The 20930-nt window shown below is 65.3% G+C and carries 26 protein-coding genes; 11 read left to right on the forward strand and 15 right to left on the reverse strand.

The genetic code is table 11. The features are described 5' to 3' along the window. From GEV01_RS23700 to ftrA, 6 genes are all read right to left on the reverse strand, one after another. The coding region (locus GEV01_RS23700; RefSeq protein ID WP_152807944.1) for a two-partner secretion domain-containing protein at window positions 1–1099 on the reverse strand (1099 nt) is incomplete at its 3' end. A gap of 54 nt (window positions 1100–1153) precedes the next feature. Next, the gene (locus GEV01_RS23705) at window positions 1154–1588 is read right to left on the reverse strand and encodes a DUF6916 family protein (protein WP_152807945.1); all 435 of its coding nucleotides are present in this window, start codon (window positions 1586–1588) and stop codon (window positions 1154–1156) included. 48 nt (window positions 1589–1636) lie between these two features. Then, complete coding sequence (locus tag GEV01_RS23710) at window positions 1637–2158, reverse strand: phage tail protein (protein WP_152807946.1); 522 nt, start codon at window positions 2156–2158, stop codon at window positions 1637–1639. 12 nt (window positions 2159–2170) lie between these two features. Further along, window positions 2171–2698 (reverse strand): phage tail protein, encoded by a 528-nt coding sequence (locus tag GEV01_RS23715; RefSeq protein ID WP_152807947.1) that lies wholly within the window; start codon window positions 2696–2698, stop codon window positions 2171–2173. 7 nt (window positions 2699–2705) lie between these two features. Then, window positions 2706–3206, reverse strand: a complete 501-nt coding sequence (locus tag GEV01_RS23720) for a phage tail protein (protein ID WP_152807948.1) — start codon at window positions 3204–3206, stop codon at window positions 2706–2708. 187 nt (window positions 3207–3393) lie between these two features. Next, window positions 3394–4350 carry a transcriptional regulator FtrA gene (ftrA, locus tag GEV01_RS23725; RefSeq protein WP_152807949.1) on the reverse strand — a complete coding sequence of 319 codons (957 nt, stop codon included), beginning with the start codon at window positions 4348–4350 and terminating at the stop codon, window positions 3394–3396. Window positions 4351–4447: 97 nt separating this feature from the next. Here ftrA and GEV01_RS23730 point away from each other — a divergent pair, with 97 nt between their 5' ends. Continuing rightward, window positions 4448–4888 (forward strand): rhodanese-like domain-containing protein, encoded by a 441-nt coding sequence (locus tag GEV01_RS23730; RefSeq protein ID WP_152807950.1) that lies wholly within the window; start codon window positions 4448–4450, stop codon window positions 4886–4888. Here the strand turns inward: GEV01_RS23730 and GEV01_RS23735 are convergent. Both GEV01_RS23735 and GEV01_RS23740 read right to left on the reverse strand, forming a co-directional pair. Continuing rightward, window positions 4835–5491 (reverse strand): class I SAM-dependent methyltransferase, encoded by a 657-nt coding sequence (locus GEV01_RS23735; RefSeq protein WP_175023200.1) that lies wholly within the window; start codon window positions 5489–5491, stop codon window positions 4835–4837. The genes GEV01_RS23730 and GEV01_RS23735 overlap by 54 nt on opposite strands. 98 nt (window positions 5492–5589) lie before the next feature. Then, complete coding sequence (locus GEV01_RS23740) at window positions 5590–5880, reverse strand: hypothetical protein (RefSeq protein ID WP_152807952.1); 291 nt, start codon at window positions 5878–5880, stop codon at window positions 5590–5592. Window positions 5881–5974: 94 nt separating this feature from the next. Here GEV01_RS23740 and GEV01_RS23745 point away from each other — a divergent pair, with 94 nt between their 5' ends. Continuing rightward, window positions 5975–6790: a substrate-binding periplasmic protein gene (locus GEV01_RS23745; RefSeq protein ID WP_152807953.1), complete on the forward strand. Its 816-nt coding sequence runs from the start codon at window positions 5975–5977 to the stop codon at window positions 6788–6790. Window positions 6791–6806: 16 nt separating this feature from the next. On the opposite strand, the gene GEV01_RS23750 is transcribed toward GEV01_RS23745, so the two are convergent. Then, window positions 6807–7409, reverse strand: a complete 603-nt coding sequence (locus tag GEV01_RS23750; RefSeq protein ID WP_152807954.1) for a glutathione peroxidase — start codon at window positions 7407–7409, stop codon at window positions 6807–6809. A gap of 167 nt (window positions 7410–7576) precedes the next feature. On the opposite strand from GEV01_RS23750, the gene GEV01_RS23755 reads away from it, so the two are divergent. Beyond that, window positions 7577–8641 carry an extracellular catalytic domain type 2 short-chain-length polyhydroxyalkanoate depolymerase gene (locus tag GEV01_RS23755; protein ID WP_235914549.1) on the forward strand — a complete coding sequence of 355 codons (1065 nt, stop codon included), beginning with the start codon at window positions 7577–7579 and terminating at the stop codon, window positions 8639–8641. A gap of 4 nt (window positions 8642–8645) precedes the next feature. Here the strand turns inward: GEV01_RS23755 and gabD are convergent, their stop codons facing one another. From gabD to GEV01_RS23775, 4 genes are read right to left on the reverse strand one after another with little or no spacing between them, the layout of a single operon-like run. Next, window positions 8646–10100: an NADP-dependent succinate-semialdehyde dehydrogenase gene (gene gabD, locus GEV01_RS23760; RefSeq protein WP_152807955.1), complete on the reverse strand. Its 1455-nt coding sequence runs from the start codon at window positions 10098–10100 to the stop codon at window positions 8646–8648. An 11-nt stretch (window positions 10101–10111) separates the two neighbouring features. Then, window positions 10112–10954 (reverse strand): polyphosphate kinase 2 family protein, encoded by an 843-nt coding sequence (locus tag GEV01_RS23765; protein ID WP_152807956.1) that lies wholly within the window; start codon window positions 10952–10954, stop codon window positions 10112–10114. 12 nt (window positions 10955–10966) lie between these two features. Beyond that, entirely contained in the window at window positions 10967–12577 is a 1611-nt protein-coding gene (locus GEV01_RS23770; protein WP_152807957.1) for an NAD(P)-binding protein, read from the reverse strand. Beyond that, a complete protein-coding gene (locus GEV01_RS23775) occupies window positions 12577–14088 on the reverse strand; it encodes a polyamine aminopropyltransferase (RefSeq protein WP_152807958.1) in 1512 nt (503 codons plus the stop codon). The genes GEV01_RS23770 and GEV01_RS23775 overlap by 1 nt, the downstream gene beginning before the upstream one ends. A 65-nt stretch (window positions 14089–14153) precedes the next feature. Here GEV01_RS23775 and GEV01_RS23780 point away from each other — a divergent pair, with 65 nt between their 5' ends. The 5 genes from GEV01_RS23780 (at window position 14154) to speD (ending at window position 17636) form a co-directional block, all read left to right on the forward strand. After that, window positions 14154–14540, forward strand: a complete 387-nt coding sequence (locus GEV01_RS23780) for a DUF350 domain-containing protein (RefSeq protein WP_328595606.1) — start codon at window positions 14154–14156, stop codon at window positions 14538–14540. A gap of 21 nt (window positions 14541–14561) precedes the next feature. Next, the gene (locus tag GEV01_RS23785) at window positions 14562–15590 is read left to right on the forward strand and encodes an SPFH domain-containing protein (protein WP_152807959.1); all 1029 of its coding nucleotides are present in this window, start codon (window positions 14562–14564) and stop codon (window positions 15588–15590) included. A 62-nt stretch (window positions 15591–15652) separates the two neighbouring features. Beyond that, entirely contained in the window at window positions 15653–17059 is a 1407-nt protein-coding gene (locus GEV01_RS23790) for a DUF4178 domain-containing protein (protein WP_235914550.1), read from the forward strand. Further along, entirely contained in the window at window positions 17056–17238 is a 183-nt protein-coding gene (locus GEV01_RS23795; RefSeq protein ID WP_152807961.1) for a hypothetical protein, read from the forward strand. The genes GEV01_RS23790 and GEV01_RS23795 overlap by 4 nt, the downstream gene beginning before the upstream one ends. After that, window positions 17235–17636 carry an adenosylmethionine decarboxylase gene (gene speD, locus GEV01_RS23800; RefSeq protein WP_328595607.1) on the forward strand — a complete coding sequence of 134 codons (402 nt, stop codon included), beginning with the start codon at window positions 17235–17237 and terminating at the stop codon, window positions 17634–17636. Before GEV01_RS23795 ends, speD begins: the two co-directional genes overlap by 4 nt. On the opposite strand, the gene GEV01_RS23805 is transcribed toward speD, so the two are convergent. Continuing rightward, window positions 17629–18099: a hypothetical protein gene (locus tag GEV01_RS23805; RefSeq protein WP_152807962.1), complete on the reverse strand. Its 471-nt coding sequence runs from the start codon at window positions 18097–18099 to the stop codon at window positions 17629–17631. The two genes, speD and GEV01_RS23805, sit on opposite strands and share 8 nt — an antisense overlap. Before the next feature lie 86 nt (window positions 18100–18185). Between GEV01_RS23805 and GEV01_RS23810 the strand changes: the two genes are divergently transcribed. Next, on the forward strand, window positions 18186–18554 hold the full coding sequence (locus GEV01_RS23810) for a VOC family protein (RefSeq protein WP_152807963.1): 369 nt from the start codon (window positions 18186–18188) through the stop codon (window positions 18552–18554). On the opposite strand, the gene GEV01_RS23815 is transcribed toward GEV01_RS23810, so the two are convergent. Then, window positions 18551–19183, reverse strand: coding sequence for a glutathione S-transferase family protein (locus tag GEV01_RS23815; RefSeq protein WP_152807964.1), 633 nt, complete (start codon window positions 19181–19183; stop codon window positions 18551–18553). The genes GEV01_RS23810 and GEV01_RS23815 overlap by 4 nt on opposite strands. A 79-nt stretch (window positions 19184–19262) precedes the next feature. Here GEV01_RS23815 and GEV01_RS23820 point away from each other — a divergent pair, with 79 nt between their 5' ends. Together GEV01_RS23820 and GEV01_RS23825 are read left to right on the forward strand one after the other, a co-directional pair. Then, entirely contained in the window at window positions 19263–20072 is an 810-nt protein-coding gene (locus tag GEV01_RS23820) for an AraC family transcriptional regulator (RefSeq protein WP_152807965.1), read from the forward strand. Continuing rightward, on the forward strand, window positions 20069–20917 hold the full coding sequence (locus GEV01_RS23825) for a PhzF family phenazine biosynthesis protein (protein ID WP_152807966.1): 849 nt from the start codon (window positions 20069–20071) through the stop codon (window positions 20915–20917). Before GEV01_RS23820 ends, GEV01_RS23825 begins: the two co-directional genes overlap by 4 nt. Window positions 20918–20930: the final 13 nt, after the last annotated feature.

Here is a 20930-nt window from a genome sequence, read left to right on the forward strand (position 1 = left end):
CCGCCGCCGACACCGACAGGTTGCCGCCGGCCTGGACGGCGATGCTGCCGCCGCGCGCGCCGTCGGCGTTGAGCGCGCCGTCCAGCGCGACGAACTGGCCGCCGACCGCGATGGCGCCGCCGGCGCCGCTGCGGCTGGAGGCGTCGAGCGCGCCGGCATGGACGTCGCCGTCGCCGACCAGGCGGATGCTGCCGCCGTCGGCCACCAGGCCGCGCGCCTGCACCAGGCCGCTGTTGTTGACGGTGGAGCGGGTCAGGGCATCGGCCGCCGCCGCGCTGAGCACGACATGGCCGGCGTCGGCGCTGATCACACCGCTGTTTTCCGCCAGCGCCCGCAGTGCGCCGCGCGTGGTGCGCACGCCGATCAGGCCGTCGCCGCGCAGATCGATGCTGACCTGCTCGCCGGCCGCCAGCGCCACGCTGCCCTGCGGCGCGCTGATGCTGCCGTGGTTGACCACCGACGGGCCGATCAGCGCCACATAGCCGCCGGCGGCGGCGCGGATGCTGCCGTCGTTGCGCACGGCGCCGGCGCCGCTGCTGCCTGCGTAGTCATAGCGGCCGCCGAGGAAGGCGCTGTCCGACAGGTTCAGCGACGAGGCGCTGAGGGCGCCGACGTCGACCTGGGCGCCGGCGCCGAACAGCACGCCCTGCGGATTGATCAGGAACACGCTGCCGTTGGACGACAGCTTGCCGTAGATCTGGGACGGGTCGCCGCCGATCACCCGGTTCAGCGCCACCGCCGAGGCCGACGGCTGGTCGAAGCGCACGGCGGCGTTGGCGCCGATGTCGAAGCGCTGCCAGTTGAGGATGGCCTGGTTGCTGCCCTGGGTGACCGTCATCTGGTTGCCGCTGGTGGCGATGGACGCCTGGCCGGCCACCAGCTGCGCGCCGCCCGGCAGCGCATTGACGGCGGGCGGCCCCGCCAGCGCCGCGCCGCCGGCCGTCCCCAGCGCCAGCAGCACGCCCAGCCGGCGCGCTGCGCGCCGGGTCGAACCGCTCTTGCCCTGCCCGCGCGCGCCTTCGGCGACGGCGACCCAGCAGGCATGCACATGACTCCAGACGAGTCGGTAGAAGCGGTTGGCGGAGGCGTGTTTATGCATGATCAGGGATCCGTACGGGGTTGGGTACAGCGGGGAAGGAGGACGATGGCGGACTCAGACCAGCAGGCTGAATTCGGCGCGGTAAACGTAGGAGCCGGTGCGCTTTTCCGCCAGCGCCAGGGACAGCGCGAAGCGGCCGATCTGGGCGTGGTCCATTTCGTAGTTGCGGGCGGCCAGGACGGCGCCGGCCGGGCCGGCGAAGTACAGCGTGAACTGCTCGACCACCGGGCCGGCGGAGGCCGCGGCCCGCGCCGGCACTTCGCGCAGCTTTTCCAGCGTCAGGGCGATCGCGCCGCGTTCCGGGTCGTTGAGCCAGAACTGCTGGCCGACCAGCGCGCGGGCGCCGTCCAGCGACCAGCGGTAGGCGTTGCCGGCGGCCGCCTCGACGCCGGCCTGCGGGTCGCCGGCGCGTGCCGGCGCCGCCAGGCCCAGGCCGGCCAGCGCCAGCGAACTGCCGCCCATTTTCAAAAGATCGCGGCGTTTCATCATGGTGGTTCTCCGTTGGTTATCAGCTGGCGTCCGGGGAACGCCGGTACGTCATGGGGCCGGGAATTCGCCCTGCAAGGCGATGCAGAAATTGAGCGCCAGGTAGGGCGGCATATTGTTGTGCGCCTGGCTGCTGCCGGCCGCGCTGCTCGTGCCGCGCGCCGCCATGCCGCCGCCAAACCCGGTGTACAGCGGCACCGGGCCGCCGTCGGCCAGCAGCGTCGACGGGCCGGGGGCCGCCTGGGTGCCGGCGGCGGTCAGCGCGTTGACGCTGTGGGTGTGCTGGGGCAGATGTTCCGGCCCCAGCGTGACCGACGTCACGCCGCCCTGCTCGCCCAGGGAGCGTTCGCTCAAGCCCGGCGCCTGGCTGCCGCCCACATGCAAGGGCATGCGCCCCTGCAGGTTCGGCAGGCCGAAAGTGGCCCGGCCGTCGCCGCCGTAGGTCGTGCCCAGCACCGCGAACAGCGCCGTGTTCTGCTGGATCGACAGCAGCTGGCCATTGCAGACGGCCCAGCCCTGGGGCATAAAGTTAAATGCAAAGGTGCGGATTTCGCCGATAAATTGGTCGCTCATAGCATCGTCCCCTCAGTTCTGCGACGGGTAAATTCCCGACAGCGCAATGATGAATTGAAGGCCCAGATACGGCGCCATATTGTTGTGCGGCTGGGAGCCGCCGGTGGTCGTGAGCGTATCCGCCCGCATCGCCGCGACGCCGCCGCCGGCCAGGCCGTAGACCGGGGTGCCGCCGGTGTTGGCGAAGCCGCCCGCCGCGCCCTGGCCATACGCCGGCGTGGCCCGGTCCAGGCTGGCCGCCAGCGCGTGGCTGTGCCCAGGCATATGTTGCGATTGCAGCGTGACGGTTTCGGAACCGCCCTGCTCGCCCGCCTGATGATACGCCAGGCCGGGGCCCTGGCCTTCATGCCGCGGCACGCGCCCGCGCAAGTCCGGCAGTGCGAACGTCTGCACGCCGTCGCCGCCGTAGGTGGTCTGCAGCAGCGTGTACAGCGCCTGGTATTCGGCAATCGACATCAGCTGGCCGTCGCAGAACGCCCAGTTGCTCGGAGGGCGCTGGCCCGCAAACAGGCGGATCTCGCCAATAAACGCTTCACTCATGGGTGGCCTAGGATCGGGGTGGATAAATGCCGTTAATGGCGATCATGAACGGCACCACCAGGTAAGGCTGCATGTTCTGGTGCGGCTGGCCGCCGCCGGCGATGGCCACCGAGGCCGGCGCCATACTGGAATTGACCGGCCCCATCAGATCGCGGCCGAAGCGCCCCTTGGCGCCCAGCACGGCGTTGGCCGGCGTGCCGGTGACGGCCGGCGCCGTGCTGCCCTGCAGCGTGTGGCTGTGCGCCGGCATTTCCGCGCTGGACAGCGCATGCGTTTCCTCGCCGCCGGACGAGCCCAGCCAGTAAGAGTCGTTGTAGTGCAAAGGCGTGCGCCCGCGCATATCGGGCAGCGCGAAGGTCCTGATGCCATCGCCGCCGTAGTAAGTACCCAGCAACGAAAACAACGCCGCGTTCTGCTGGATGGACATGAGCTGCCCATCGCACCGCGCCCAGCCTCTGGGCGTGAAGTGGAAAGGCATCATCCTGATTTCGCCCAGAAAGGGGTCCATGTCGGGTTCCTAGTATCGATAAAGAGAGGAAAACGCCGTGCTCCGCTTGGCACGGCCTCGCTGGTGCAGGGAGGTAGTGAAGAATCCGTATGACAAAATGGAACCATAACCCTTTTGGCAACCAACATTGTCAATTATAAATCAAGAATTGCCTATCAAGAACAGTCCATTTGGACTATTTTTCATCTCAGCCGGCGTGCGTGAAGCGGCGGCGATAGGCGCCCGGCGTGGTGGAAGCCAGCCGGCGGAAGTGGTGGCGCAGCGATTCCTCCGACCCGAAACCGGCGCGTTCGGCGATCTGCGCCAGCGGCACGTCCGGCACCTCCAGCATTTCCTTGACGAGGGCGACGCGTTCGCGTGTCAGCCATTCGACGGGGCCGAGGCCGGTGGCCTGCTGGAACTGGCGCTGCAGGGTGCGCGGACTCATCGCGGCGCGTTCGGCCATGCTGGCGACGGTGTGCGGCTGGCCCGGATGGCTGCGCAGCCAGTCCATCAGGCGCGACAGGCGGCCCTGTTCGCCCTGCGCCATCGGCCGGGGCAGGAACTGCGCCTGGCCGCCTTCGCGATGCGGCGCCACCACCAGCCGCTGCGCCACCTGGTTGCCGACCTTGGCGCCATAGTCGCGCCGCACCAGGTGCAGCAGCATGTCGAGGCCGGCGGCGGAACCGGCGGCGGTGACGACCTGGCCGTTGTCCACGTACAGATGGTCGGGCTGGACCTGGATCCGTGGATAACGCTGGGCCAGGCGGTCGGCATAGCGCCAGTGGGTGGTGGCGCGCTGGCCGTCCAGCACGCCGGCGGCGGCCAGCACGAACACGCCGGAACAGATCGAGCACAGACGGGCGCCGCGCCGGTGGGCGGCGCGTATCAGCTCCAGCATGGCCGGCGGCGGCAGTTCGTCGGCGTCGCGCCAGCCGGGGATGACGATGGTGTCGGCACGCTCCAGCAGCTCGGGCGTGTACGGCGCCTGCACGGTGATGCCGCCGGCGGCGCGGATCGGCCCCGGCTCGACGGCGCAGACCGCGAAGTCGTACCAGTCCACCTCCAGCTCGGGGCGTTCCAGCGCGAACAGTTCGACCGTGCAGCCGAACTCGAAGGTGCACAAGCGGTCATAGGCCAGTGCGACGACCAGGTGTTTTTTCATGGCGTAATCTTAACGCAGAATGGCTTGTGCGCCACTGCCGGCGATGGCGGCGGCGCCGCACAATGGCGCCACTGTCCACTCAACGAAGGAGAAAACGATGTCCGCCAAGTCCCATGTCGCCGCCATTCCCGCAGCCGCCAGCAGCGATGCGCTGGCCCGCTTCGAAGCGAGCTTCAGCTATGAAACCGACTGCTGGGATGTGCATGATGCGCTGACCAACGGCCCGCAGGATTTCGTCCTGCTGGATGTGCGCGGCACGGAGAAATACGCCGCAGGCCACGTGCCGGGCGCGCTGGACCTGGCGCACCGCAAGATCATCGCTTCCAAGCTGGCCGAGTTCCCGGCCGACACGCTGTTCGTCGTGTACTGCGCCGGCCCGCATTGCAACGGCGCGGCACGCGCGGCGGTACGGCTGGCGCAACTGGGGCGGCCGGTCAAACTGATGCCGGGCGGGATCACCGGCTGGGTGGATGAGGGCTTCGCCTTAAGCAAGCCGGCATTCAAAGGCATCGAATCGATGCCAGCGGAAGACCAGTGAAAACGCGCCAGACTCCTGGAACAACTCTTCGTTTTGCAGGTAGAGATACAGGATGAAAATCTTGCGCTTCGACGCAGACGCGGCTTGCCGGATATTGGCAAGCACCTGCCGCAATACGATCTCATCGAAGGGGTTGAAAAAATACAGGATCAACGGGCCGTCGGGCAAGGGGAACTGCGTGGCGTCGACATTGAGCGATTGAATGTGCGTGTCGTGCCTGGCCTTGTAGCGTTGAATGTTGGCGACGGCATGCCGATGCAATTGCTCTCCGAATTCGACGCCGATAATGCGCTTGAACGGAAAATCGCTCGCCATCAGCAAGGTCCGGCCTTTGCCGGAGCCAAAATCGATGAAGGTGTAGTCGGCAAGATTCACCTTCAGCTTTTTCAAGACGCGCCGGAACGATACCGGGGGCGTGGCATGGTAGCGGTTGCCGTGCCGCTTGTTGGGGCTGTCGATGTTCAGATCGGCCAAGTGGACATCGATTTGCGTATCCACCCCATGCCTGCTGTCGAAGCGGTGCCGCTCGAATTTCTCGTACAGGTTCATCGGGGAGAAACGCCAGTAGTTCCGCGCTATCCATGCAGCCATCTGCCTGATCATATTGCCTCCTGAATGACGTTCTACGTACCGCCAGTGTAAGGACGGTGAACGAGAGGGCATTGATATGACTGGTGGTGCTGCGCGGAAGAGACCCATGGTCACGAGATTGCGACAAACTTTCCGGCTTTAAAATAGCCCCTCACCGCTCGGCCGTCCAGCTCTCGGATAACCAAATTGGGGTCTTGTGGATCGGCACGAAAAACAGGCGTGCCAGGCTCAAGGTCAAGATTGACGCCTGGTGCGACCAGGAAATCGCCGCGCTGCCGCACCAATTGCCAGGCAGTCGGCTGGTTCTCCCGGATGACTATGCCGCCAACCGGGAGAACAATTAACCCGCTGGATTTTAGTTCGGCCAGTTTGGCCACAAGCTTTTTTGCGATATGCGCCATAACGTCCTCCTCCATCGACAATTGAGCCGCCGAGGCAGCCATTACTGGTAGACCTCTGCCGTATGCAAAAGTTCAGCGCGCCGGCGAACCGCGTTTGGCGATACTATTAGCTCACCATCCGCACTGGGAGCGCCGCATGACCATCAACGCAAGCCGGCTATTCACCGCTGCGCTGCTCGCTTGCCTGCTGGCGTCCTCGGGCCTGGCGCAAGCCGGCCCGCTGATCCGCCTGGGCTCGGACGATTGGTGCCCGTTTGTGTGCGCGGCCGAAGGCAAACCTCCCAGTGGCTATCTGGTGGACCTGACCTCGATGGCGATGGCGCTGGAAGGGTATCGGGTGGAGCCGGTGCTCATGCCGCTCAACCGGGCCATCACCCAAACGGCGCATGGCGATATCGAAGGCGTCTACGCTCCCCCGATCGACCGGCGCCTGCATCTGAGCGCGCCCCTGGCGCAGTCGCGGGCCTGCTTCTACACGCGGGCGGACGATGACTGGAGTTTCCACTCCATCGGCTCGCTTAAAACACTGGTGGTGGGTGTGATCGACGACTACGGCTACGATGACGGGCCGATGGATGCCTACATTGCCGAAAACCGGCGCAAGCCTGCCCTGATCGCGCTCGCTTACGGCGCATCGGCCGGTACGACCAATGTGCAGAAGTTACTGGGTGGACGCTATCGCGTCATGCTGGAACACACCGCCGTGATGGCGCAGTTGAGCAAGCGGCTTGACGTGGTCGGCCGTATCCGCCAGGCAGGCTGCCTCGACCATGAACTACCCCTGACCATCGGTTTTGCGACGCAGGATATCCGGGCCGAAACCTGGATACGCGCACTGGCCGACGGCATGCACAAGATGGAAGCGTCCGGCGATCTGAAAGCACTGCAGAGGCGCTACAAGATCGACTAGCCGTCAACGACGACGCTTACATCGCCAGCGCTTTTTCCACCGCGCCGACCAGTTGCTTGTCCGACGGCGTGACCTTGCTGCCGAAGTTGTCCACAACCTTGCCGTTGCGATCGATCAGGTATTTGTGGAAGTTCCAGGCCGGCGCCTTGCCGGTGATTTTGATCAGGTTGGCGAACAGCGGATTCGGTTCCTTGCCCGATACAACCGACTTGGCGAACATCGGGAACTTCACGCCGTAGGTGTTGTAGCAAAAATCGGCGATCTCCTTGCTGCTGCCCGGCTCCTGCTGGCCGAAGTCGTTCGACGGGAAGCCCAGCACCACCAGACCCTTGCCGCTGTATTTGGCGTACATCGCCTCCAGGCCTTCGTACTGGTTGGTGAAGCCGCAGTAGCTGGCCGTGTTGACCACCAGTATCACCTTGCCCGCGTACTGGCACAGGTCCTGCGGCGTATCGTCCTGCAGGCGCTTGAAGTTCTGCTTGAGGATGGCCGGGCAACTGCCCGCGGCCGCGGCCGGCGCGGCAGATGGTGCGGCCGCCGGCGCCTGCGCAAACACAGACGCGCTGGCCAGCAGGGTCAGCGAGGAAACTAGGCACAACTGGGCAAAGGTCTTGGACATGATGGGCGGCCGCAAAAGGTAAAAAACCATTTTATGCCAAACTCGCGCAACCTGCTTGCCGAGCCCGCGAATAAGCTTTTCCGCCCCGCGCACGATTGAGCGAAATTAAGCAAACCGCCCGCCCCTGCCCCACACTGAATTTCCGTCCCGGCGCCAGGAGGCCTATCATGAAGATGCTGTGTTTGCTGTGCCTGTGGCTCATCGGCCTGTGGGGCGCAACCGCCCGGGCGCAGGTGGTGGCGCTGCCGAACATGAGCACGACGCAAGTGACGGTGTCCGGCCTGTCCTCCGGCGCCTACATGGCGGTGCAGTTCGAGGTGGCGTTCTCGCAGACGGTACGCGGTGCCGGCGTGATCGCCGGCGGCCCCTACTTCTGCTCGCAGGGTAGCGTGTTCACCGCCACCACCAGCTGCAGCTGCACCACCGAGCTGTTCACCTGCCGGGTGCGCCCCGGCGGCACCCGCATCGACGACCTGATCGCCTTCACTGACTGGTTCGCCGGCGCCGGCAGCATCGACCCGACCGCCGCGCTGGCCGGCCACCATGTCTGGATGCTGTCAGGCAGCGCCGATTCCGTCGTGCCGCAGCCGGTGATGACCGACCTGTATTTCTACTATCGCCACTACATCGACGCCGACCATATCTCCTATACCCGCACCCTGCCGGCCGAGCACGCGATGCCCACCGACCAGTACGGCAGCAGCTGCAACACATTGGGCAGTCCCTACATCAACAACTGCGGCTACGATGCGGCCGGCGAACTGCTGCGCTGGCTGTACGGCCCGCTCTCGCCGCGCAACAACGCCGCGCCAGGCGGGCGCTTGATCGCCTTCGACCAGTCGGAATTCTTGTCGCTGCCGGGCTGGCACGGCATGGCCGGCACCGGCTACCTGTACGTGCCCAAGGCTTGCGACGGCAACAGCGGCGCGGGCTGCAGGCTGCACGTGGCCTTCCATGGCTGCCTGCAAGACCTGGACAACATCGGCCCCACCTTCGTCGAGCACGCCGGCTACAACGCCTGGGCCGACAGCAACAAGCTGGTGATCCTGTATCCGCAGGCGTCGGCGATCTACCCGTACACCAATCCCAATGCATGCTGGGATTGGTTTGCCTACGACGACCCGCGCTACGCGCTGCAATCGGGCCGCCAGATGGCGGCCGTCAAGCACATGGTCGACCGGCTGACCGGCGTTGCGCCGGCCACGCTGCTGGTGCGGCTGCGCGCCAGATAGGCGCCTAGATGCCACCCATGCAGATGTATTTGATGACCAGGAAATCATCCAGGCCGTAGTGCGAACCTTCGCGGCCCAGGCCCGATTGCTTGACGCCGCCGAACGGTGCGATCTCGTTGGAGATCAGGCCGGTGTTGACGCCGACCATGCCGCTCTCCAGCCCTTCCGCCACGCGCCAGATACGGCCGATGTCGCGCGAATAGAAATAGCTGGCCAGGCCGAACTCGGTGCTGTTGGCCAGCTCCACGGCTTCCTCATCGGTGCTGAAGCGGAACAGCGGCGCCAGCGGACCAAAGGTCTCCTCGGTGGCGACGATCATGTCGCTGGTGACGTCGGCGATCACGGTCGGCTCGAAGAAGCTGTGGCCCAGTGCGTGGCGCTTGCCGCCGGCCAGCAGGCGGCCGCCCTTGGACAGCGCGTCGGCCACGTGCTGCTCGACCTTCTGCACCGCCTTCTCGTCGATCAGCGGGCCTTGCGTGACGCCCTCTTCCGCGCCGTTACCGACCTTCAGTTTAGCCACGGCGGCCACCAGCTTCTCGGCGAATTTTTCATACACGCCATCCTGCACGTACAGGCGGTTGGCGCACACGCAGGTCTGGCCGGCGTTGCGGTACTTGGACGCCAGCGCGCCCTCCACCGCAGCATCGAGGTCGGCGTCGTCGAACACGATGAAGGGCGCGTTGCCGCCCAGTTCCAGCGACAGCTTCTTGATGGTCTTGGCACTCTGCTCCATCAGCAGACGGCCCACCGCCGTCGAACCGGTGAAGGTCAGCTTGCGCACGGTGGGGTTGGACGTCATCTCGCCGCCGATCTCTTTCGGCGTGCCCGTCACCACGCTGAACACGCCGGCCGGCACGCCCGCGCGCTCGGCCAATACCGCCAGCGCCAGCGCACAGTACGGCGTCGATTCGGCCGGCTTGAGCACCATCGGGCAGCCGGCGGCCAGCGCCGGACCGGCCTTGCGGGTAATCATCGCGATCGGGAAGTTCCACGGCGTGATGGCGGCGCAGATGCCGATCGGCTCCTTCGTCACCAGCAGGCGGCGATCAGCCCACGGCGAGGCCAGCGTCTCGCCGGCCACGCGCTTGGCTTCCTCGCCGAACCATTCGATGAAGGATGCGCCGTATGCGACTTCGCCGCGCGATTCGGCCAGCGGCTTGCCCTGTTCGGCCGTCATCAGCTGCGCCAGGTCTTCGGTGTTTTCCAGGATCAGGTCATTCCACTTGCGCAGGATGGCGGCGCGTTCCTTGGCGCTCTTCTTGCGCCAGGCCGGCCAGGCTGCGTTGGCGGCGGCGATGGCGCGGCGCGTCTCGGCCGCGCCCATCAGCGGCACGGTGCCGAGCTGCTCGCCGGTGGCGGGATTGGTGACGGCCAGCGTGGCGCCGCTGTCGGCATCGCGCCATGCGCCGTCGACATAGGCTTGCTGGCGCAGCAGGGTGGGATCTTTCAGTTGCAGCATGGGTAGCTCCTTTACTCCACGGTGAACGAGGACAGGTCGGGATGCGGCTCGGGGTAGGCCAGGTCCATGCCTTCCAAAGTCTCCAGCAGCAGGCTGGCGACCACCAGGTTGCGGTGGGTCTTGGAATTGGCCGGCACCACATACCACGGCGCATGCGGCGCGTTGGTCTCGCGGATGGCCTGTTCGTAGGCGCGCTGGTAGGCGTTCCACTTCTTGCGCTGCTCGACGTCGGCCGGGTTGAATTTCCACTGCTTGTCGGGATCGTCCAGCCGCTCCTGCAGGCGCTCGCGCTGTTCTTCCTTCGAGATGTGCAGGAACACCTTGACGATCACCGTGCCCGTCTCCGCCAGCATGCGTTCGAAATCGCGGATCTGCGCGTAGCGGCGCTGGCATTCGTCGCCGTCGATCATGCCCTGCACCTTGGTGATCAACACGTCTTCGTAGTGGCTGCGGTTGAAGATGGCGATCTCGCCCTTGACCGGCACCTGCTGATGCACGCGCCACAGGTAGTCGTGGGCCAGTTCATTGTCGGTCGGCGCCTTGAAGGCTGCGGTGCGGATGCCCATCGGGCTGATGCCGTTGAACATGGCGCGTATCGTGCCGTCCTTGCCGGAGGTGTCCATGCCTTGCAGGATCAGCAGCACCTTCTGCTTGTGCTGCGCGTACAGCTTGTCCTGCAGGGCGCGAATGCGGTCGATCAGCGCGGCGATGCGCTTCAGGTCCAGCGCCTTGGCCTTGGATTTGCTCAGTTCAGGATTGGCGGAGCGGCTGGAGAAAGCCGCGTCGTCTGCATCTTTTTCATGCAGTTTGAGTTTGGCGGAGGCGCCGAAGCGCTGGCGGGCGTTATGTGTCATCGGATTAGCTTATCACTTTGCGGCAAGGGTTGCTGCGCGATAGCCCCACCATGCGGCCTCCTCGAAAACCGAGAAGCCCGACAGGTCGGCATGCGCGAACAGGATGGGGCCATCGACCTCGCGCAAGGCCTTCATGCCGGCGTTGCTGCGGAAATTGGGCCACGGCGACGCCATCGCGTGCCCGCGCAGCGTGATGTCGACCCGCTCGACGCAGGAGGCGAACTGCGGGCCGTAGGCTTCCTTCAGATCGGCGCTGGCCAGCGCCAGCAGCTCCTCCGGCTTGGCCGCCGCCATCCAGTGGCGCGCGGTGCTGGGCTTGCGGTCCGACAGCGCGACGTAGGCGCTGAACACGGTCTTCTCGGGCGGGCGCACGCGGATGTCCTGGTGCGTGGAGACGACGAAGCCCAGTCCCGGCTCGCTGTACACCACGTTATCCCAGGACAGCGGCTGGCTGGGGCGCTCGTCCGGGAAGCGCTTGAGCAGGAAGTTCGCCACCATCCACGGCGCGTATTCGGGAATATGTTTGGCCGCGTCGAAACCGTAGGCGGCGATGTTATCCACAACCCTTGCGGCCACGTAGACTGGCATCGCGCAAATCGCCTTGCGGGCGCGGACCAGATAGGTGGACGGCTTGCCGTTTTCCAGCTTGAAGCACAGCGCTTCGACGCCGTCCGCCGTTTTTTTCAGCGACACCGTGGTACCGGCCATGCGCTTGACGCCGGACGCGCGCTCGATGCCGGAAGCCAGCGGCTGCAAGCCTCCCGGCCACGTCAGCCAGGCGCCGTTGCCGGCGTTGGCGGCCTGGCCCCAGCGGCTGCAATAGTAGTGCAGGCCGGCCCAGGCCGAGACCTGGTCGTAGCGCGTGCCGTAATCGTCGCGGCAGCAGTAGTTCAGATACCAGTGCAGCGTCGGCGATTTGTAGCCGCCCTGCTCCAGCCACTGCTTGAGCGTGATGCGGTCCAGCGCCTGCCACTGCGGGTCTTCCGACGACATCACGGTCGGGAACACGAACACGCGGCGGCCGTCGGCGCCGTGGGTCTGGCGCAGCCGCGCCACTTCGGCGAAGAAGCGCGCATGTTCATCGCGCTCCCACTGCGGCACGCCGTCGGTGGGGATGAAGCCGTCCTGCCAGTGGCCGTTGAACAGCAGCCTTTCCTCCGGCCCGTGCAGGATGAAACGCTCGTCGTAGTAAGGCTTCTCCGCGTACGGGTCTTTCTGGATGATGCCCAGGTCGGCCAGGATTTCGCGCACGTGCACCGATTCCGGCGACGGCAGCGGCAGGTAGTGCGCGCCGGTCGGATATTCGAGGTCGCCGAAAGCGCCGCCGGCGGCATTGCCGTGCGGCTGGGGGCCGTCGATCATCAGCATGTCGGTCTTGCCGAGTTTATTGAGCTTCCACGCGGCGGTCAGGCCGGCCACACCGGAGCCGAGAATGGCGACGTCGGTGTGGATAACTTGCGATGGCGGCGGCAAGGCGCGGCGGTCTCGCAGGAAGTGGCCCTCGTCGCGGCCCGGATAGTGGACCGTTGGCGTGATTTCCTGCCAGCGTTGAAAACCGGCCACGCTGCCCGCCGCCACCACGCCGCTGGCGCCAGCCCATACGAGGAAGGAGCGGCGCAGCATCAGCGTATCACCCTGCGCCAGTCCTGCTCGAACTCGTGCACCAGCGACTGCGTGTTGAGGCGGTTAGGCTCCATCGGCAAGGCCTTCATATCCGGCGGGAAGATGAACATCTCACGCGTGGTGTCGGCGTTCAGGTAGCGCATCGGCAGGCGGTACTCGGTGGGCGGCTTGTACTGCGCCTGGGGCGTGGCGAGTATGAAGCCCCATTCGCCGAACGACGGCACGTAGGCGTGGTAGGGATGGGTTTTGAGGCCGACCTCACGCAAGGTAGCGTCGATGGTCCAGTAGGCGTGCGGCGCGAAGAACGGCGACGTCGATTGCACCACCATCAGGCCATTGGCCGCCAGGTGCTTCTTCACCATGCCGTAGAACGGCACCGAATACAGCTTGCCCAGCGCGAAGCTGGACGGATCGGGGAAGTCGACGATGACGGCGTCGAACATGTCGTCGCTGTTTTGCAGCCAGATCGCCGCATCGGCGTTGATGACGCGCACCCGCTTGTCGCTGAAGGAGCCGTGATTGAGCTTGACCAGCTCCTCGCGCTTGGAGAAGGCGCCCGTCATCGCCGGGTCGAGATCGACCAGCGTGACCTGTTCGATATTCGGATAGCGCAGGATTTCGCGCAGCGCCAGGCCGTCGCCGCCGCCCAGCACCAGCACGCGCCTGGCCCAGGGCAGCGGTTGCAGCACCGGATGCACCAGCGCTTCGTGATAGCGGTACTCGTCACGCGAGGAGAATTGCAGGTTGCCGTTGATGTACAGGCGCAGGTCATCCTTCCAGCGCGTGACCACCAGCCGCTGGTAGGGCGTGGTGGTGGCGAACACGATCTCGTCGCCGAACAGGCCATGCTCGCCCCAGTAAGTCATCTTGTCGGCGAAGGCGAAGCCGAAGATCAGCACGCACATCACGCTGGCGGCGCGCAGCATGCGGCCGGTGACGTTTTTCAGCTCTGTGCGGAAAGCCATAATTGTCCACAGGGCGACGCCGACATTCAGCATGCCGAACAAAAATCCGGTACGCACCAGGCCCAGATACGGCGCCAGCACCAGCGGGAACAGCAGCGACACCGCCAGCGCGCCCAGGTAATCGAAGGTCAGCACGCGGCTGACCAGCTCATTGAACTCGGTCTTGCGCTCGTTGAGCGCGCGCATCACCAGCGGCACTTCCATGCCGACGAAGGCGCCGATCAGGAACACCATCACGTACAGCAGCGTGCGGAAGGGAGCGGCCATCCACGAGAAGGTCAGGAACAGCACGGCCGCCGACAAGCCGCCCACCAGGCCGACCGCCAGCTCGATATCCACGAAGCGCGCCAGCACATCCTCATCCCTGACATACTTGGAAAAGTGCGCGCCCACGCCCATCGCAAACAGGTAGCAGCCGATGATGGTGGAAAATTGCAGGATGGAGTCGCCCAGCAGATAACTGGACAGGGCGCCGGCGATCAATTCATACGCAAGGCCGCAGGAAGCGACGACGAAGACGGACAGGATCAGAATCTTTTTGGTCATTTAGCTCTTTTTGCTCTAATATGTTTCAGCGTTAGCAAGTTAACCACTTTAACCCAAGGTGCGCCGTGCCCGCCATCCTAAACTACCTGATCCATCTTTTGCTGGCTGCCGTGCTGCTGGCCGTCTTTTTCAAAGCCTACACGTGGATGACGCCTTTCGACGAGGTGCTGCTGATACGACAGGGGAATTTCGCCGCAGCGCTATCGCTGGGCGGGGCCCTGATAGGTTTTTCCATCACCATCGGTTCAGCGCTGGTGCATACTGCCGATTACCGCGAGTTCGCGGCCTGGGCCTTCGGCGCCATGGTGGTGCAGATGCTCTCCTACGCGATCGCGACACGCGTGCTGAACATGTCGAAAGACCAGATCGAAGCCAACAACGCCGCTTTCGGCGGCCTGCTGGGCGCTATCTCCATTTCCATCGGCGTCATCAACGGCGCCTGCATTTCCTAATATTTTTCAGCGAGGACCATCATGGGCTTAGGCAGCTTTATCAAGAAGCAGTTTATCGACGTACTGCAATGGAACGAGGAAGTCGACGGCGTACTGGCGTGGCGTTATCCGATGCAGGACCAGGAGATCCAGAACGGCGGCGTGCTGGTGGTGCGTGAATCGCAGATGGCGGTGTTCGTCAACGAAGGCCAGATCGCCGACGTGTTCGGCCCCGGCACCCACAAGCTGACCACGCAGACCCTGCCGGTGCTGACCAACCTGAAAAACTGGGACAAGCTGTTAGATTCGCCGTTCAAGTCGGATGTCTATTATTTCAGCACCCGCGTGCAGACCGGCCGCAAATGGGGCACGCAGCAGCCGATCACCATCCGCGACAAGGACTTCGACATGGTGCGCGTGCGCGCCTTCGGCATGTACTCGTACCGCGTGGCCGATCCGCGCCTGTTCTTCAAGGAGATCAGCGGCACCCGCGAGGCCTACACCCGCGACGAGGTGGAAGACCAGCTGCGCGGCATCCTGATGGCGAGCATGGCCAGCTCGCTGGGCAGCGCGCAGGTGCCCTTCCTCGACATGGCGGCCAACCAGGCGTTGATGGCGCAGCAGGTCAAGGGCGACCTGGCCACGGCCTTCGGCCGCTACGGCATCGGCCTCGATGAATTCAACGTCGCCAGCGTCAGCCTGCCGGAAGAACTGCAGGCCGCGCTGGACGAGCGCATCTCCGCCGGCATGAAGGGCGGCATGAGCGCCGACAAGATGGCCGGCTTCACCAAGTACCAGGTGGCCAGCGCGATTCCGCTGGCGGCGCAGAACGAGGGCGGCATGGCCGGCATCGGCGTCGGCCTGGGCGCGGGCGTGCAGCTGGGCCAGGTGATGGGCCAGGCGCTCGGTGCGACGCTGGCGCCGCAGGCGGCACCTGCTGCGGCCGCACCGGCCGAGGACTCGATCGAGGCGCGCTTGGAAAAACTTAAAGGTCTGCTCGACAAGGGCTTGATCACGGCTACCGACTACGACAGCACCAAGGCCGAACTGCTGAAAAAACTGCTCGGCTAATGCAAATCGTTTCCTGTCCCAGCTGCGGCGCGGAAGTCAAATTCCGCTCGCATGCCTCGGTTATGGCGGTCTGCGAATACTGCAGCACCAGCGTGCTCAAAGACGCGGACTCGGTCAAAGACCTGGGCAAGATGTCGTCCGTGCTGGAGGACTATTCGCCGATCCAGATCGGCACCACCGGCGTGCTGGGCAAGCGCCCGTTCACGGTGGTCGGCCGCATCCAGCTGCGCTATGCGGCCGGCATGTGGAACGAATGGTATCTGCTGTTCGACGACGGCGTCACCTCGTGGCTGGGCGATTCGTCCGGCATGTACACCATCACGGCGCAGTACAAGGGCGAAGGCGACATGCCGGCCTTCGAACAGCTGCAGCCCGGCCGCAACTACGCCATCAACGGCGCGCCGTACACGGCCGCCGAAATCCGCACCGCCGATTGCATAGGCGGCCAGGGCGAGCTGCCGTTCAAGGTGGGCGAAGGCTACCAGGCCAAGGTCGCGGACTTCCGCCGCGCCGGCGAATTCATCACGCTCGATTATTCGGACGGACCACGGCCCGTGGTCTACACCGGCCTGGCCGTCACGCTGGAGGGCATGCAATGCCAGCTGCTGCGCGACGACGACACCATCCAGCGCGCGGCCGGCCGTTATCGCGGCAAGGTCGATGCGCTCGACTGCCCGTCGTGCGGCAGCGGCATCAAGTACATCCCCGGCGTGACGGCGACGCTGGTGTGCCCGGCCTGCCAGGCGCAGATCGACGCCGCCAGCCCGAAGGCCGAAGTGCTGGCCGCCGGCGAACGGGTGACGCGCTACGAATCCTCGCTGGAACTGGGCGCGACCGCCAAGATCAACAACCAGGATTTCACCATCATCGGCATGATGCGCCGCGCCGACGACGAGGGAACGGAGTGGAGCGAGTACCTGATGTACGGCACCCGCGCCGGCTTCTCGTGGCTGGTGGAGACCGACGAGGGCTGGTCCGGCTCCAACGTGATGGCCGAGTGGCCGCTGTGGTACGCCCCCGGTTCGGATCGGGTGACTGTGGATAAGGTCCAATATAACCGCCTGTACGACTACGGCTCGGTGGTGACGTTCGCCGCCGGCGCCTTCAACTGGCGGGTGGCGGCGGGCGACCGCACGCGTGTGGAGGAGTTCAGCGCCGGCCAGATACGGCTGGCGTCCGAAACGTCGGAGCAGGAAATGACGTGGTCGCGCTCCTCGCCGGTATCGGCCGACCAGCTCAAGGCCTGGTTCGGCAAGCAGTTCAAGGGCCGGGTGGGCGCGGCGGCGCCCAAGGGCGGCAATGACAAGCGCCGCTACCGCAATACCGCCAAATACATCATCTGGTTCATGCTGGCGATTAACGCGATTCCGCTGCTGATGAATTTTTCCGGCACCTGGTTCCTCAGCCTGATCGGTGCGGCGGCCATCTACCTGCCCGCCTGGTTTATGGATAACGAGGACAAGTCATGAGCAAATACTTCATCTACGCGGTCATCGTTTCCATCGTCACGTCGGGCAGCAGCTGGATGCGCGCCACCAGCGGCAGCAACAACTACAGCAGCGGCTACCGGGGCAGCACCTGGAGCTCGAACACCGGCGGTGGCGGCGGCAGCTACGGCGGCGGCTCCGGCGGCGGAGGCCACAAGTGAAACGCGAAACGCTACCTCAGGCGGCGGCGTCCGGGCTGGTGCACCAGCCGGCCGGCACCCATCTGCTGGCCGACCTGGGCGGCATCGCTGCCGAAAAATTGGGCAATTGCGCTGAACTGGAAGCACTGCTGCGCTCGGCCGCCGAGGCCGCGGGCGCGCGCGTGCTGTTCAGTCATTTTCACGGTTTTGGGGAAGGTCAGGGTGTGACCGGGGTGGTGCTGCTGGCGGAATCGCACATCACGATCCACACCTGGCCGGAATGCGGCTTTGCCGCCGCCGACCTTTTCATGTGCGGCAGCGCGCGGCCGGAGTTAGCGCTCACCATCATTGAAACGGCCTTGCAGCCGACGTCCAGCCAGATCAACACGGTAAGGCGGGTGCCTCCCGCGATCAGTTGACCCTGGCGGCGCTCTGGCTGGGCGACATCAGCTTGAGCGGCACGTCTTCCAGCACCACGCTGGAAGTGATGGCGGGCGCGGCCAGCTGGCGCACCGTTACGACGATGTTCTGCGGGTAGTCGAAGCCGGCCCCGGTGCTGCGGTCGACGATGTAGCCGATACCGCCTCCCACCAGGATATTGCCCCATACCGCGCCGTTGGCCTTGGATACGGCCGTGGTGTTGCCGACGTAGGCATCCTGCTTGCAGTTGATCGCCAGGTCGGCCGTGCTCTTGTGGATGATGACACTTGCCGGGCTGGTCAGCGACCAGTTGCCGGCGTCGTTGCTCAGGGTGCAGCCGAAGCCGGCGACTTCCTTGCTGTCCAACACCGTCGTGACGGAGACCGGCTGAGTCTTCCCGCTCAGCACCGATGCGCAGCCGGTCAACGCCAACATAGCAGACAAAGCGAGTATTCTCTTCATGTGTTTCCCCTGATGGACTTCATGTCCGTCAAATTATCACTCAGGAAACAGAAGATGACAATGTGCAATTATCAAAGGAACGAAAAATGACGCTTTCCCGCATCGGGCAGATCGCCCTCCCCGTTTCCAATGCCGACCGTTCGGAGCAGTTCTACGGCGACAGCCTGGGACTGCCCAAGCTGTTCCGCTACGGCGAGCTGGTGTTTTTCGATTGCGGCGGCGTGCGCCTGATGCTGGAAGGTTCGGGCAAGGCGCCGGTGCAGGCCGGCACCGGCGTGTGCCACTATTTCAAGGTCGAGCAGATCGAGGCGGTGGCGGCGGCGCTGCAGGCGAAAGGCGTGGCGTTCGAAGCGGCGCCGCACCTGGTCGCGAAAATGCCCGACCACGAGTTGTGGATGGGCTTTTTCCGCGACCCGGACGGCCATCTGCTGGCCGTGATGGAAGAGAAGCGCTAGGCGGCAGCGGCCTGGGCGGCGGCCAGCTCGCCGTCCTTGGTGTTGGCGGCGGCGAACGAGGGGCGGCTCATGACGCGGGCCACGTACTGCTCGATCACGGGCAGCTTGGGCAGCAGCTCGTAGGCGCCCATCCAGCCCATCGCGGACGCCCACAACACGTCCAGCGCGCTGAACTGCTCGCCCAGCAGGTACGGGCCTTTGGACAGCTGTTCGATCAGCGTGTTGAACATGGTGTCGAAGTCGCCGTAGTGGCAGGAGGTTTTATCGGCCGGCGTGTTCTTCATCCACTTGTCGACGATGGCCGGCTCGAAGCAGCTGCCGTAGAACGCCATCCAGCGCAGGTAAGGGCCGCGCAGCGGATCGCCCAGCGGCGGCGCCAGCTTGGCGTCGGGGAACAGGTCGGCCAGGTAGAGGTAGATCGCCACCTGCTCGGTGATGACGGCGTCGCCGTGGCGCACCGCCGGCACCTTGCCCATCGGATTGACGGCCAGGTAGGCGGCCGCGCGGTTCTCGCCCTTCTTCATGTTCATCACATGCAGGTCGTAGGGCGCATGCAGCTCTTCCAGCAAGGTCAGGACGCCGGTGGAGCGGGAATACGGGCAGTGGTACAAAGTCAGCTGTGGTGCCATGTTGTGTCTCCTGTTGGGGGTGAAGAAACGCCACGATAACTCTTGCTATGATGATGGTCTTGTAAAAACGCGAACAGCTATGCAAACCGTCACCAGCCGGCCCAAGGGCGTGGTCAATCCCGCCGCGGCGGAAAAAATCTTCCGGCTGGAACGCTACCTGCCCGAGCCCGACCTGGCGCCTTTCATCGAGCACTTCTGGCTGGTGGCCTGGCAATTGCCGGACGGCGTGACGCATGTGCAGCGCACCCTGCCCTCGCCCTGCATCCACATGGTGTTCGACACCGGCCGCACGGCGGTGTTCGGCGTGATGACGGGCGCTTTCGAATATACGCTGAAAGGCAGCGGCCGTATTCTCGGCGTGCGCTTCCTGCCGGGTGCGTTCCGCAGCTTCCTGAAGCAGCCGGTGCAGTCGGCGACGGATCGCGAATTGGCGCTGTCGTCGCTGTTCGATTGCGACGATGCCGAAGCCGAGCGCAGCGTGCTGACTGCGGACGACGACGCCGGCATGGTGGCGGCCGCCAGCGCCATCCTGCGCCGCGCCCTGCCCGCTCCCGATCCGCAAACCGCGCGCATCGCCGGGATACTGGAAGCGATCCAGCGGCAGCCGGACATCACGCAGGTACAGCAGTTGGCCACGCACACGGGCATCAGCGTGCGGCGGTTGCAGATTCTGTTCAAGGAATACGTGGGCGCCACGCCGAAATGGGTGATACGCCGCAACCGCCTGCTGGACGCGGCCGATCAGCTGTCGCACGGAGCCGAGATCGACCTGGCCACGCTGGCGCAGGCGCTGGGCTACTACGACCAGGCGCACTTCACCACCGATTTTGAAAAACTGGTCGGCAAGCCGCCCGCCGATTACCGCCGCAGTTGCAAGGAGCAGGCATGAACCGTCGTTTCAAGCAGGTCGATGTCTTCACCACAGCGCCGTTCATGGGCAACCCGCTGGCGGTGATCCTCGACGCGGAAGGACTCAGCGGCCAGCAGATGCAAGCCATTGCCCGCTGGACCAATTTGTCCGAGACCACCTTTGTGCTGCCGGCCACCGATCCGGCCGCCGATTACCGCGTGCGCATCTTCACGACGTCGGAAGAGTTTCTGTTCGCCGGCCATCCGACGCTGGGCACGGCCCACGCGCTGTTGCAGTCGGGACTGCGGCCCAAGACGCCCGGCATGCTGGTGCAGGAATGCGGCGTCGGCCTGGTGCCGGTGCGTATTGCCGATGACGGCGGCCTGGCGTTCCACGCGCCGCCGGCCACGCTCGCCGCGCTGGATGCCGGCCTGATGCCGCTGCTGCGGACCGCGCTCGGCACCGCTACGCTGACCGAAAGCCAGCCTCCGGTCGTGGTGAATATCGGCATACGCTGGCTGGTGGTGCGACTCGATACGGCAGCCGCTTGCATGGCTGCGTCGTTCAGCGCGGCGGCGATCGCCGAGCTGATGCAGCGCGCCGGCAGCGACGGCGTTGCGGTCTACGGCCCGCATCCGTCCGGCGCCCCGGCGGACTACGAGGTGCGCGCGGTGTGCGTGGAAAACGGCGTGATGATCGAAGACCCTGTCACCGGCAGCGCCAACGCCTGCATCGCCCGGCTGCTGGCCAGCGGTCCGGACTACACCGTACGCCAGGGCACGGCGCTGGGCCGCGACGGCCGCGTCACCGTCAGCTACCTCGACGGCGAGCCCTGGATAGGCGGGCGCGTCGTCACCGTCATCGACGGTTCCATACATCGGTAAGAATATCAGAGCA

Origin of the sequence: Rugamonas rivuli (assembly GCF_009380165.1) — a bacterium.
In the GTDB taxonomy this organism is placed as follows: Bacteria; Pseudomonadota; Gammaproteobacteria; order Burkholderiales; family Burkholderiaceae_D; genus Rugamonas; species Rugamonas rivuli.